At 60.3% G+C, this 12019-nt stretch carries 8 protein-coding genes, 3 tRNA genes and 1 pseudogene; 2 read left to right on the forward strand and 10 right to left on the reverse strand.

Annotation, left to right across the window (positions count from 1 at the left end; all coding sequences use genetic code 11):
• On the forward strand, positions 1–717 hold a 717-nt coding region (locus ACRXB1_RS18390), incomplete at its 5' end, for an AraC family transcriptional regulator (RefSeq protein ID WP_449492799.1).
• A 22-nt stretch (positions 718–739) separates the two neighbouring features.
• Here the strand turns inward: ACRXB1_RS18390 and ACRXB1_RS18395 are convergent.
• The 5 genes from ACRXB1_RS18395 to gltX form a co-directional block, all read right to left on the reverse strand.
• Complete coding sequence (locus ACRXB1_RS18395; RefSeq protein ID WP_056352642.1) at positions 740–1204, reverse strand: GNAT family N-acetyltransferase; 465 nt, start codon at positions 1202–1204, stop codon at positions 740–742.
• Between the two features lie 192 nt (positions 1205–1396).
• Positions 1397–1473, reverse strand: a tRNA-Asp gene (locus tag ACRXB1_RS18400).
• A 72-nt stretch (positions 1474–1545) separates the two neighbouring features.
• Positions 1546–1621, reverse strand: a tRNA-Glu gene (locus ACRXB1_RS18405).
• A 210-nt stretch (positions 1622–1831) separates the two neighbouring features.
• Positions 1832–1907, reverse strand: a tRNA-Ala gene (locus tag ACRXB1_RS18410).
• 164 nt (positions 1908–2071) lie between these two features.
• Positions 2072–3478 carry a glutamate--tRNA ligase gene (gene gltX / locus ACRXB1_RS18415; RefSeq protein WP_449492800.1) on the reverse strand — a complete coding sequence of 469 codons (1407 nt, stop codon included), beginning with the start codon at positions 3476–3478 and terminating at the stop codon, positions 2072–2074.
• A 322-nt stretch (positions 3479–3800) separates the two neighbouring features.
• Between gltX and ACRXB1_RS18420 the strand changes: the two genes are divergently transcribed.
• Entirely contained in the window at positions 3801–4784 is a 984-nt protein-coding gene (locus tag ACRXB1_RS18420) for a patatin-like phospholipase family protein (RefSeq protein ID WP_075360494.1), read from the forward strand.
• A gap of 23 nt (positions 4785–4807) precedes the next feature.
• Here the strand turns inward: ACRXB1_RS18420 and ACRXB1_RS18425 are convergent, their stop codons facing one another.
• The 5 genes and pseudogenes from ACRXB1_RS18425 to ACRXB1_RS18445 all read right to left on the reverse strand — a co-directional run.
• A complete protein-coding gene (locus ACRXB1_RS18425) occupies positions 4808–6067 on the reverse strand; it encodes a c-type cytochrome (protein WP_174363764.1) in 1260 nt (419 codons plus the stop codon).
• Positions 6064–6636, reverse strand: coding sequence for a (2Fe-2S)-binding protein (locus ACRXB1_RS18430; protein WP_082771406.1), 573 nt, complete (start codon positions 6634–6636; stop codon positions 6064–6066). Before ACRXB1_RS18430 ends, ACRXB1_RS18425 begins: the two co-directional genes overlap by 4 nt.
• A complete protein-coding gene (locus ACRXB1_RS18435) occupies positions 6633–9473 on the reverse strand; it encodes a xanthine dehydrogenase family protein molybdopterin-binding subunit (RefSeq protein WP_449492801.1) in 2841 nt (946 codons plus the stop codon). Before ACRXB1_RS18435 ends, ACRXB1_RS18430 begins: the two co-directional genes overlap by 4 nt.
• Before the next feature lie 478 nt (positions 9474–9951).
• Positions 9952–10662, reverse strand: a complete 711-nt coding sequence (locus ACRXB1_RS18440) for a C40 family peptidase (RefSeq protein WP_061999109.1) — start codon at positions 10660–10662, stop codon at positions 9952–9954.
• A gap of 137 nt (positions 10663–10799) precedes the next feature.
• A pseudogene (locus ACRXB1_RS18445) lies at positions 10800–11891 on the reverse strand (ATP-binding cassette domain-containing protein); the annotation flags it as partial.
• Positions 11892–12019 lie beyond the last annotated feature (128 nt).

Raw genomic sequence — 12019 nt, forward strand, 5'->3', positions numbered from 1 at the left:
TCGGGCGTCCGGATCGCGCGTCATACGCATGCGTGGGCGCAGGTCGCGTGTACGACGCGCGGCGTGTTGCGGATCGCCGCAGAAGGTTCTACATGGATGGTGCCGCCATCGCGGGCTATTTGGGTACCGCCCAACGTCACGCATGAAGTGGTGATCGTGGAAGACGCGTTCCTGCGCACGCTTTATATCGATGAAAGCGTCGTGCCGGAAGGACTCGATGCATGTCGTGTGGTGGAGGTATCGCCGCTGTTGCGCGAAGTGGCGGTGGCGCTGAACGACACATCCATTTCACGCGAACGTGAACGGCTGCTTGGAACCCTCGCACTCGACGAGATCACGCGATCCCGCCCCCTTCCCCTCTCCATCCCCATGCCTACGGACAAACGCTTGCTCGCGTTGTGCGAAGCGGTGCTGGAGGACCCCGCTTCCGCCGATTCGCTCGAACATTGGGCGACGCTTGTGGGTGCAAGCACGCGCACGATCGCGCGTTTGTTCCGTCGCGAGCTGGGCGTGAGTTTTTCGCAATGGCGGCAACAGGCAGTGCTGGCGCGCGCCATTCCGTTGCTGAGCCAGGGACGACCGCTTGCGCAAGTCGCGCTGCTGCTGGGCTATCAGAGCCAGAGCGCATTCTCAGCCATGTTCAGGCGTGCGTTCGGCGAAAGTCCACGCGCGTTTTTTGTCCGCGATAGCGAGCCGCGCGACGTGGCCGACAGTTGACGAAAGGGATTAATTCAGCTTGTCAGACGCTGCGCACCATGTGCCGGATCGCGCCGAACTGTGCGAGCCGAGAACCCGCGGGCTTATAGCCCATTCGAACATAAAGCCGGGCCGCGGGGTTATCGACGAAAACGCGCAATTGCGTTTCTTTCAATCCGCGTGCGCGCGCCCATCGGTGAGCCGTGTCCAGAAGGAACGTGCCCGCGCCCGTGCGGCGCCAGCCTTCGACGACCTGCACATCGCGGATATGAAGCGACTCGTCTTCTTCGGTCACCCGCATCACGCCAATGGCTTTGCCATCGCACTCGAGCACGAAGTTTTCGGATTCCCGCCAGCTCCCGAGGAACAGGTCGCTGCGCCACACGAGGTTGTGGCGTCGATAGTAGCCGTTCATGTTGTTGCGCGTGAGCGCTTCGGCGAACGAAAAATCGTCCATCGACGCGAGGCGCAGCATAAACGGCGAGAGGGCTTCGGTGGGATCGAGCATTGCGCGATAAAAGCACTGAATCAGGTCACCACACTAAGTCAGCTCGCGCCCGCTGGCAATGGAGAGTTTTCCGGGCACACGCTTTTGGCGACGTTTGTCGCGCGTGTTCAACACGGCAAAACGCACTAGCGTAAAAACCGGCCGCTCAACGAAAAAAATCCAGCATAAGCTGGATTTTTTCTTACAACTCGTTGGCGGAGCGGACGGGACTCGAACCCGCGACCCCCGGCGTGACAGGCCGGTATTCTAACCAACTGAACTACCGCTCCACTTCTTTTCATCGGCTTGAGAGGTTGGTCGACTCATCAAGCTTGCAGCGCTTCTAGCAGCCGCCGACGTTTTGGCGTCCCCTAGGGGATTCGAACCCCTGTACTCACCGTGAAAGGGTGATGTCCTAGGCCTCTAGACGAAGGGGACATAAACTTTTCAGTTAATGTCTTTACTATTTTCGCTTAAACCCTGATCATTTTCTAATTAAACATGATTAACAACTTCTTAATCATTCGAATCGTTTAATCAGTTTGTTTCAGTGATCAGCGAAGAACGACATTATAAACAGCTTTTTGTACCTTGTGAAGTCTTTTTTGTCCGATACCTTGGCGTTTCAACTGACTTCACTCTGTTCCGTGGTGGAGGTAAGCGGGATCGAACCGCTGACCTCTTGCATGCCATGCAAGCGCTCTCCCAGCTGAGCTATACCCCCTTGCAGAACAGAAACGAGATTTTAAAGGGGGCTTTTGAAGTTGTAAATACCTTTCGCCACAGCTTCTGAAAATAAATCGTCTTCAGGGTGCAAAACGGACACGTGAATCAGACACCGTTCGTGCCCGTTCCAAATTGCCGGCGCGAGCACGTCCGTTGCCAGGATCAGGGGGCGCCCTTTTCCAGCCGCGCCAGCACCGTTTCGCGTCCGAACAACATCAACACGGCGTCAATAGAGGGCGTATGCGTGGTGCCTGCGACCAGCAGACGTACTGGCATGGCCAGATGCGGCATCTTGAGCTTGTGGCTTGTCAGCGTGGCTTTGAATGCCGCCGAGATCGCCTCCTTGTTCCATTCAACTTCGCTCAGTGCATGGCGCAGGTCGGCCAGCGCCGGACGCACGGCGTCGGTGACGTGCTGCTCGAGCGCAGCCGGGTCGATCACGGGTTCGCGATAGAACATGGCGGCGTTCTCGGCAATCTCCTTTACCGTCGATGCACGATCCTTCAGCAACCCGATCACGAGCTCGAGTGCCGGCCCCTGCTCCAGCATGGCCGCATCGATGCCCAGTTCCGCCAGGAACGGCTTGGTGAGCATCTCGAGCCGCGCGTTGTCGGCTTCCTTGATGTAGTGCGCATTCAGCCAGTTCAGACGGTCTGGATCGTATTGCGCCGGGGACTTGCCCAGATGGTCGAGATCGAACCACTCCACAAACTGTTCGCGCGAAAAGATTTCCGCATCGCCGTGCGACCAACCCAGCCGCGCCAGATAGTTCAGCACCGCTTCCGGCAGGTAACCGCTGTCGCGATACCCCGTCACGCTAACCGCGCCGTGACGTTTGCTCATCTTCTCGCCCTGCTCGTTGAGCACGGTCGGCAAGTGCGCGTACACCGGCACCTCGCCATCCAGCGCACGCAGGATGTTGATCTGCCGCGGCGTGTTGTTCACGTGGTCATCGCCGCGAATCACGTGGGTGATTTTCATGTCGAGGTCGTCCACGACCACGCAGAAGTTGTACGTGGGCGTGCCGTCCGGACGCGCGATCACCAGGTCGTCGAGTTCGTCATTCGAGATCTCGATGGTGCCCTTTACCGCGTCGTCCCAGCTCACCACGCCGCCAATCGGATTGCGGAAGCGGATCACGGGCGATACGCCTTCGGGGATGGGCGGCAGCACCTTGCCCTCTTCGGGGCGCCACGTGCCGTCGTAACGGGGCTTCTCGCCGGCGGCGCGCTGGCGTTCACGCAATGCGTCGAGTTCTTCCGTCGACATGTAGCAGTGGTATGCAAGGCCCTTGTCGAGCATCTGCTTGAGCACTTCGCGATACCGCTCCATGCGCTGCATCTGATAGATCGGACCTTCGTCATAATCGAGGCCGAGCCATTCCATGCCCTCCAGAATGGCGTCCACGGATGCGTCGGTTGAACGCTCCAGGTCGGTGTCCTCGATACGCAACACGAAAACGCCCTTCATCTTGCGCGCGAACGCCCACGGATAAAGCGCGGAGCGAATGTTGCCGAGGTGGATGAAGCCTGTGGGGCTGGGAGCGAAACGGGTACGGACTTGGGTCATGTGCGGTGTGCTCGATAGCTCAAATGCGCATGCCGGCACGGACTGCCAGACAGGCGATACATCGGGGAACGGCTTGGGGCAAAGTGTTTTCGCGCCGTGTTCCGCGCGGTTACTGATTAACACTGCAAGCGCTCAATGCGAGATGGAATTATACCTGCCGGGGACTTTCGACCTGCGGCGGCCGGTCATCATGTTTTATCATGTCCGCCGCTACAGGACGACGTATCCGAACGGCCAGGTCCGCCGACCGGACCCGCGCCTCCCGCTTGATCCGCTTGATCCGCTTAAATACGCTTCGTTCGCCGCAAAGCAGGAGAACTCCTTGAAATCGCCGCTTCCCCCGCCGCTCCCTCCTTCGCCTCGCCTGTCCGGCTTGTCCCGCCGGGCGTTCTCTCTCGGCTGCGCGTCCGCGGTCCTCAGCGCCTGCACGACGGCTACCACGTCTCAAACATCGTCCAGCTCAGCGGGGACATCGGGCGTCACGCCGGCTTCGCCGGTCGCGACATCGCCGCAGCGACCCGTCCGCATCGGTCTTGCACTCGGCGGCGGCGCAGCGCGCGGGTTTGCGCATATCGGCGTGATCAAGGCGCTCGAAGCGCGCAACGTGAAGGTGGACCTGCTGAGCGGCACGAGCGCGGGATCGGTGATCGCGGCGTTATCGGCATCGGGGATGAACGGGATTGCCATCAACAAACTCGCGCTCACCATGGACGAAGCGTCGATCAGCGACTGGGCCATGCCGTTTCGCACGCGCGGTTTCCTGCAAGGCGTGGCGCTGCAGAATTACCTGAACAAGACGCTCGATAACAAGCCGATCGAGAAGATGGCGAAACCGCTCGGGATCGTTGCAACCGACCTGAAAACCGGCCAGCCGATCCTGTTCCAGCGCGGCAATACGGGCATTGCCGTGCGTGCATCGTGCAGCGTGCCGTCGATCTTCGAGCCCGTGAAGATCGGCGGCCACGAGTATGTGGACGGCGGACTGGTGAGTCCGGTGCCGGCCGCTTTTGCGCGCAAGATGGGTGCGGACTTCGTGATCGCGGTGGATATTTCAGCGCGTCCGGAAACGGCGCTGACGCAAAGTTCTTTCGACGTGCTGATGCAGACCTTCACGATCATGGGCCAGACCATCAAGGCCTACGAGCTCGATAAATACGCCGACTTCGTCATTCGCCCGAACCTCGCCGCCATGAGCGGCAGCGACTTCAGTCAGCGCAATGCGGCGATCCTGGCGGGCGAAGAAGCCGTTGCCAGGATCTGGCCCGATCTGCAACGGCAACTGGCGGCCAAAGGCGCTGCCGTCTGAGAGGACGGAAGCGCCCAAGGGCCTTAGTGCGACGGCGCGTCTCGCAGCGCCTTGACCTTCGCCGCGGTGACATCGCCGGGTTGGCCGCCCCAGCCTGAACGAAGATAGTTCGCGAGTTGCGCGAGTTCTTCGTCGTTGAGCGTCTTGGCGAACGCCGGCATTGCCTGCAGGCTCTCCGTGCCCGGGAACGCCGACGCTTCCACGCCATCGAGCATCGCGACGAGCATGTTGTGCGGATCGGCCTGACGCAGCGTGGAACTGCCTTGCATCGATACCGACACGTGCGGCTTGCCTTCCCCGCCGAGTCCGTGACACCCCGCGCACACCGCAACGTAGGTGTTGCGGCCAGCGGCGACCTGAGCGGCATCCGCCGATCCCGGCTGTACGGGTGTTGGCGGCGGCGGTGCGTCGCCCAGCAGATAAACCGACATCGCGCGCAAGTCGCCCGGCGACAGATATTGCGTGCTCAGATAAACCACCGGATGCATCTCTCCGAACGCGGGTCCCTGACGGCTGATCCCGGTCGCGAAGAATGTTTGCAGGTCGGCGCCGGTCCATCCGCGCGCGACGAGCGCGGCGGGTGTGATATCCGGTGGAACGACGCGTCCCAGATCCGATCCGTGCAGCGCCTTCGCCCCGTTCATCTGCCCGAACGCGCCACGCGGCGTGTGACATTCGGCGCAATGGCCCAGCGCGTTAGCCAGATATTTCCCGCGCGTCCAGTCAGCCGACGTTCCAACGGATGCATCCGGCAAGCTGTCTTTCAGGAACAGCATGTTCCAGAACATCACGGCAAACCGCATGTTGAACGGGAACTTGAGGTCGGGCTTGAGGTTCGGCACAGCAGCCGGTTTTTGCGCCATCAAGTAGGCGTAAATGTCGTCGCTGTCCGCACGCGTCATTGTCCGGTACGACGTGTAGGGCATCGCCGGATAAAGCTGGCCGTCGGGCGTCACGCCATCGTGCAGGGCCTTGTAGAACTCGGCCGCCGTCCATTTGCCGATGCCATGCACCGGGTCCGGCGTGATGTTCGTGCCATAGAAGGTGCCGAACGGCGAGCCGAGGCGCACGCCGCCCGCAAACGGTGCGCCTCCGGAACTCGTGTGGCACGCGGCGCAATCGGCGGCCTTCGCAAGATAACGGCCGTGTGCGATCTGATCGGGCGTGGACGTGCGCGCATCGACGGACGTATTGTCGGGTGTCTTGCTACACGCCGCCAAAGTAGACAGGGCCGCGATGCATAACGCCAGGGCGCCAAGACGAAGTGAGGATGTCGTGCTCATGCGGAATCCTTGACGAGCCCGGGCGTGTTCATCACCACGTCCTTTACCGCTTCGTAATAGCGTACATAGCCTGTGCATCGGCAGATGTGGTTGTCGAGCGCCTTCATGATCTCGCTATCCACCGATGCCTTCGAGATCGGCTCGCGCTTCAGACGTTCGATAAAAACCGTCGCAGCATTGACGAATCCCGGCGTGCAATACCCGCATTGAAAACTGAAGTGCTCAAGGAATTTTTGCTGCACCGGCGAGAGTTCGACAATCTCGCCTTGCTCGTTCTTCGAACCGTGACCTTCGATGGTCCGGATCTTCTTGCCATCGAAGAAATGCGCGCCCGTGATACACGAACGCACTTCCTCGCTGGTTCCGTCGGGCTTGTCGAGAATCACCACGCACGCGTGGCAGACGCCCTGCCCGCAGCCGAGCCGCGAGCCCGTCAGACCGACGTATTCGTGCAGGAAGTCGATCATCATCAGCCCGTCGGGCGTCTGGACCGGACCGGTCGCCACCCCGTTGATGGTAAGCGACAGAGGCTTCATCTGGATCATGCTGGTTTGATTAGGGGCCGTCATGCGAGCGCCTCCTGAATGTTTTGGGGCGTGACAGGCAAGTCGTTGAACCGATGCCCGATAGCGTGCGCAATGCCGTTGACGATTGCTGCCACCACCGGAATCATCACCACTTCCGCAATGCCCTTCGGCGGATCGGTTTCGGACAAGGGCAGCAGCACTTCGCCGGTCTGGGTCCAGACGGCGACATCGCTTGCGCGCGGCAGGTGATAGCGGTTGAAGTTCCAGGTGCCGTTGCCGGGACCTTCCTCGTAAAGCGGCAAATACTCGTGCAGCGCGTGGCCAATACCCATCGCCAGGCCGCCCTGCAACTGGCCCGACACGAGTTCCGGCGAAAGCATGTTGCCGCACTCCATGATCGAGTGATGCGAGAGCAGATCCACGCGGCCGCTTGCTTCATTGACCGAGAGTTCGACCAGCGTTCCGACCGCGCTGTAATACGTCACGGCCGCGTTATTGCGCTGAACAGGCGCGATGAAAACGCGCTTGCGGTTCACGGCGTGATACGCGGGCGCAGCGGGTGCGGCTTCGCCCTTATTGGCTTCCCCTTTTTTGGCTTCCCCTTCGCCGAAGAGCAGCGACAACCCGTCTATTGGCAAACGGTCCGTTGCGCCACGGATGTCGAACTCGGCTTCGGTCCATTGCCACCGGTTGAACACGTGCACGACCGCGCCCGTGACGAGCCCGAGTTCGTGGGCCTTTTTCGCAAGTTGTTCTAGCGGCAGGGGTTCGAGACCCGCCGCGGTCAGCTTGCCGTCCACCCAGCGCGCATCTTCGCGCCGGACGACCAGCGGCGCAGCCTGACCGCCGCCAATACCGCCACCCCAGATGGACATGGCTGCCGGCCACAAGCCATGAGTGAAGACGACGCGCGCCGCTTCATGCGTGCTGTGCGTGAAATAGAACGCCGAATTCGTGGCACTCGAGGGCGATGCCAGCTCCGGCGTCCATCGCGGATTCGCCGACACTTTGTCCTGCTCGGCTTGCGACATCATGTACGGGTCGCCGCTCGTGATCATCGGCAATTCGGGCCAGTCGACAATTGCCATGCGAACCTCCGCCGCCGGCTTGCCGAGCCACTTCGCGCACGCGATTGCCTGCGACGTGGAAATGCCCGTGCCGATTTCAGCGGCGGTGTGCTGCAGCTTGATCGTGCCGTCGGCCGCGATCTCGACCTTAGCAAAAGAAGCCTCCGCGCCCGTGCCGAAATCTTTCTGCACGCAGGCGAACCCCACGCCGTACCGGTTGCCCGGATGCGCGAATTCGTACTCGGCCTTCTTCTTCGCGCGTTCGGTCCAGAGCGGATGAACCTTGGCTTTCTGCAGGACTTCGTCGACGCGAATCGCGCCCGCCGGGATCGCGCCCTGCGTGTTTTTCATGCCCGAACGCAGCGCGTTTTTCAACCGCAAATCGATGGCGTCCGTTTCGAGCTGCCCGGCCACTTCATCGATCAGCATCTCGGTTGCAGCCATGGTCTGCAGCGTGCCATAACCGCGCGCGGAACCGGCATCGATTGCACGCGATGCGGTCGCCACACCCAACAGATCGCTTTTCGGAAAGTAATAGATCGACTGCGCGGCCGACGCGCCCACCATCGCGACCGATGGTGAAAAATTCGAACGCCCGCCGCCGTTGACTTCGAGCTCGGCGTTGAACGATTGCAGCATGCCGGTTTTCTTATCGACACCGATCCGGTAGTGCATCTTCGACGCATGACGCTTGATGGAAGTCTGGAACTGCTCGTAGCGGTCAAAGGCAAGGCGCACCGGCCGGCCATCGCCGTACATGGCGGCGACCAGGCCGTAGAACGGCACGTTGTAGTGATCCTTCGACCCGTAACCGACGGTCGATACCGGGTGCACGAAGAGGTTTTTCACCGGAAACCGGCACTTCGCCGCCATACCCGCGGCGCTTGCTGCGACTTCGGTCGGCCCTTGCGTGGGCACAACCATGTGCAGCGACTGCGTTGACGCGTCGTACCAGCAATTCGCGTTGTCGGCTTCGAGCGCGGCGGTATCGACGGATTGCGTCGTGTAGTGACGATCCAGCACCAGCCAGTCTGCCGGCGGATGGTCCAGTTCATCGCGCAACTTCTCGGCATGGAACATGCCCTGCTGATCGAGCTTGCCGTTTGCATTGCCGGCGGCCCACAGCGGCTCGTGCTTGCGCATCGCGCTTGGGAACAGCATGGTGTCTTTCAAGCTCGAGAACGTGTCCTCGTCGAACGGGGTTGCACCGCCGACGCGCACGAAGCGAAACGTGCCCCATGGATCGCGTTCGAGCGGCCCGGTCTTCGCGCCGTAGCGGATGACGTCTTCGTGGAACTGCAGCGCGTCTTTCGCGAAGCGAAAGCGCGCGAAGTCGTGATAGATCAGCATCGCGACGGCATGGCCCAGATAGGCCGGCGTCTTGCCCTGAGGCAGGAGCATGTCGTCGCCATAGAAGGCGGGGAACGCGAGACCGTCACGCGCCAGATCCTCGGCCGTGACGATCCGGTCGGGTTTCAGTTCGTCGCCAAGCAGGCCGAGATCGAAGCCCTCATAGGTCCGGTCGGCCTGCGTCGTGCGCAAGATCAACGCATGGGACTGCTGGTTCGGCCAGTGCGGCATGTCAGCGGCGCGTACGTCACGAGCAAACACCTTGGACCCGGTGACCTTTGCAATCCCGTCGATACGAAACTTCGCGCGGCCGGTCGCCGCATCCCATTGGATCGGCGTCAGCACCTTTTCTTCAAACAACGCGGCGAAAGCGCGACTGCCAAGCGGCGCGATGATGACAGTCAGTCCTGCAACGACGCTCGCCTTAAGAAAACCACGACGCGATCGGTCGAGTTCCCCCATATCACTCTCCTCACCCAAGCGACTCAACGCCCTTAGGTCACATTCAATCAAATTCCGGAACTCATTTCGGATTCCGAAACTATTAACTTTTAGAACCAGCCGTTTATTCGTTGCAAAGGAAGAATGACGGGGTTAAAAAGCGCTTCCGATCCTAAACGCACTTCGGTTCGTCAGGGTGCAAGGATTTGCAGCAGCCTGTTTCGAATTTCAACATGCGCTTTTATTCACTTCGAAACGCTTTGACGGCATTTGCGTGATTGGCTGCGGCAGGGAGCCGCAGTCAGCGTGAAAAGCTGGCGATTGTACGTGGCAAGGTTGCTTGCAGGCAGCGATCAGGGTGTCAAGTTTTGTCTTGAGCGCGTCAGCGTGCCTGAGTTGTTTCGATCAACGACAAAAGCCCGCCTTCTTTCGAAAGGCAGGCATGCGTTGCTGGCTGGCGCGTCTCTATCAGCCGGCCAGTCAGATCATTTCAAATAATTTAATTGTCGCCGTTGCCACCAATCGTGGCGCTAACTCGCTGGCGCAGATCCACGCCGTCTATGGGGAACGTCGCTTCGATTCGACGAGCGCCGGTATAACGCTTTTCCCAATAGCTGTTGTCCATGTCGTCGACACGGATCGTGCTGCCCGTGGACGGCGAATGCACAAACTTGTTGTCGCCAATATAGATGCCGACATGCGAGAACGAACGGCGCATTGTGTTGAAGAACACCAGATCGCCGGGTTTCAGCTCGCTCACGCGAACCTTTTCACCAACCCGGCTCATTTCTTCCGCGCGGCGCGGCAGCGTCATGCCAAGCGTGTCCTGAAACACGTAGCGCACAAAGCCGCTGCAATCCAGGCCGGAGTCCGGCGTGTTGCCGCCCCAGCGGTAACGCACGCCGATCATGTTGAGCGCGCCGACGACCACGTCGCCTGCCTTGCTCGCCATGCCGGAAAGAAAAGAACGCGTACCGCCAGTTGTAGAAGCGGGTGCCGGAGAAGATGAGGTGCTTGTCACGTTGCTGGATCCTGCAACGGGATAGATGTCATTCGCTGCTTTCGGCGACGAAAAAATGCCGTTGCTGGCATTTTGGCTCGAAATGTTGACTTCGTCGGCGAACGCACCGCTAGCTGCTGTCATCATCAGGCCGATCAACATGCTGGCTGCTGCGCGCGCGCATGTCTGAGTCAAGGTCAATGGCTGCATCGGTCGGTAAGTTTGGGGTAAAAAGTCTGAAAAATCAGGGCGATGCGGAAAAAGTTTGCTCGATACTAGCCAGATATTATTTACATGTCAAAAGGCATAGAAAAATACAATTAAGATGCGCACCTAATTGGTGAAAATTAGGCCGCGATCGCAGCTTTCAGTAACTTTCTTGTGTATTCGTGGGACGGCATGGCAAAAATATTCTCCACATCACCGGTTTCCACGACAGTTCCGTTCTGCATGACCACCACCCGGTGTGCCATTGCGCCGATGACCTCCAGGTCATGGCTGATAAAGACATAGCCCAGGTTGTACTTCTGTTGTATGTCGGCTAGCAGACGTAAAACTTGATGTTGAATTGAAACATCGAGTGCGCTGGTGGGCTCATCGAGGATCAGGATGCGCGGTTCGAGCACCAATGCGCGGGCAATGGCGATTCTCTGACGCTGGCCGCCGGAAAACTCGTGCGGATAACGATTCAGGCAAGTCCGATCCATGCCGACTTCCCGCAGGACCGCCACGACCTTTGCGTGACGGGCGGCAGCGTCGAGCTCGGGACGATGCAGCGCCAGCCCCTCCCCCACGATCCGCTCAATGGTCTGGCGGGGCGAGAGCGAGCTGTACGGGTCCTGAAACACGACCTGCATGTTCGATCGCAGCACCGTCTGCTCACGGCCACGGTAATCGGCGAGCAAACGCCCCTGGAACTCGACCTGTCCGTGCGAGGTCCGCTGCAAACCGAGCAACGCCATGGCCAACGTGGATTTGCCTGAGCCCGACTCGCCGACAATGCCGAGCGTCTCGCCCTGCCGCACGCTTACGGAAACGCCGTCGACCGCCTTGAACGCGCCGCGCCGGAACCAGCCGCCCACGCCCGCGATCTTCGTGGCGAATTCCACCGATACATCCTTCGCGTCGAGCAGAACTGGCGACAACGGCAACACCGGCAACACCGTCCGCTCCGGTTTGCTCTGGAGCAGGCGGATCGTGTACGGATGCTGCGGCGACGCGAAAATCGATTCCACCGTCCCGCTTTCCACCAGCACGCCCTGCTCCATCACAGCCACGCGCTGCGCAAATTTGCGCACCAGGTTGAGATCGTGCGTGATCAGCAAGACGGCCATGCCACGCGACGCGGCTTCATCGCGTTGAAGTTCGAGGAGCAATTCCACGATCTGCGCACGGATCGTGACGTCGAGCGCCGTCGTCGGTTCGTCGGCGAGAAGCAGGGAAACCTTGCTGCATGTGAACCTCGACGGCGATGTCCTGATCCAGGTGAAAGGCTCGGGGGAATCGACCGCGGTTGACGGCCAACCCATCGATGCCGGTTTCAACCTGCGTCACACGCATCTGTTCC

Source organism: Caballeronia sp. M23-90 (assembly GCF_053574605.1).

Bases quoted from the DNA above. Each gene is read 5' to 3' on its own strand.
- ACRXB1_RS18395 (WP_056352642.1), bottom strand. From the start codon at position 1,204: ATGCTCGATCCCACCGAAGCCCTCTCGCCGTTTATGCTGCGCCTCGCG.
- gltX (WP_449492800.1), bottom strand. From the start codon at position 3,478: ATGACCCAAGTCCGTACCCGTTTCGCTCCCAGCCCCACAGGCTTCATC.
- ACRXB1_RS18425 (WP_174363764.1), bottom strand. From the start codon at position 6,067: ATGAGCACGACATCCTCACTTCGTCTTGGCGCCCTGGCGTTATGCATC.
- ACRXB1_RS18430 (WP_082771406.1), bottom strand. From the start codon at position 6,636: ATGACGGCCCCTAATCAAACCAGCATGATCCAGATGAAGCCTCTGTCG.
- ACRXB1_RS18435 (WP_449492801.1), bottom strand. From the start codon at position 9,473: ATGGGGGAACTCGACCGATCGCGTCGTGGTTTTCTTAAGGCGAGCGTC.
- ACRXB1_RS18440 (WP_061999109.1), bottom strand. From the start codon at position 10,662: ATGCAGCCATTGACCTTGACTCAGACATGCGCGCGCGCAGCAGCCAGC.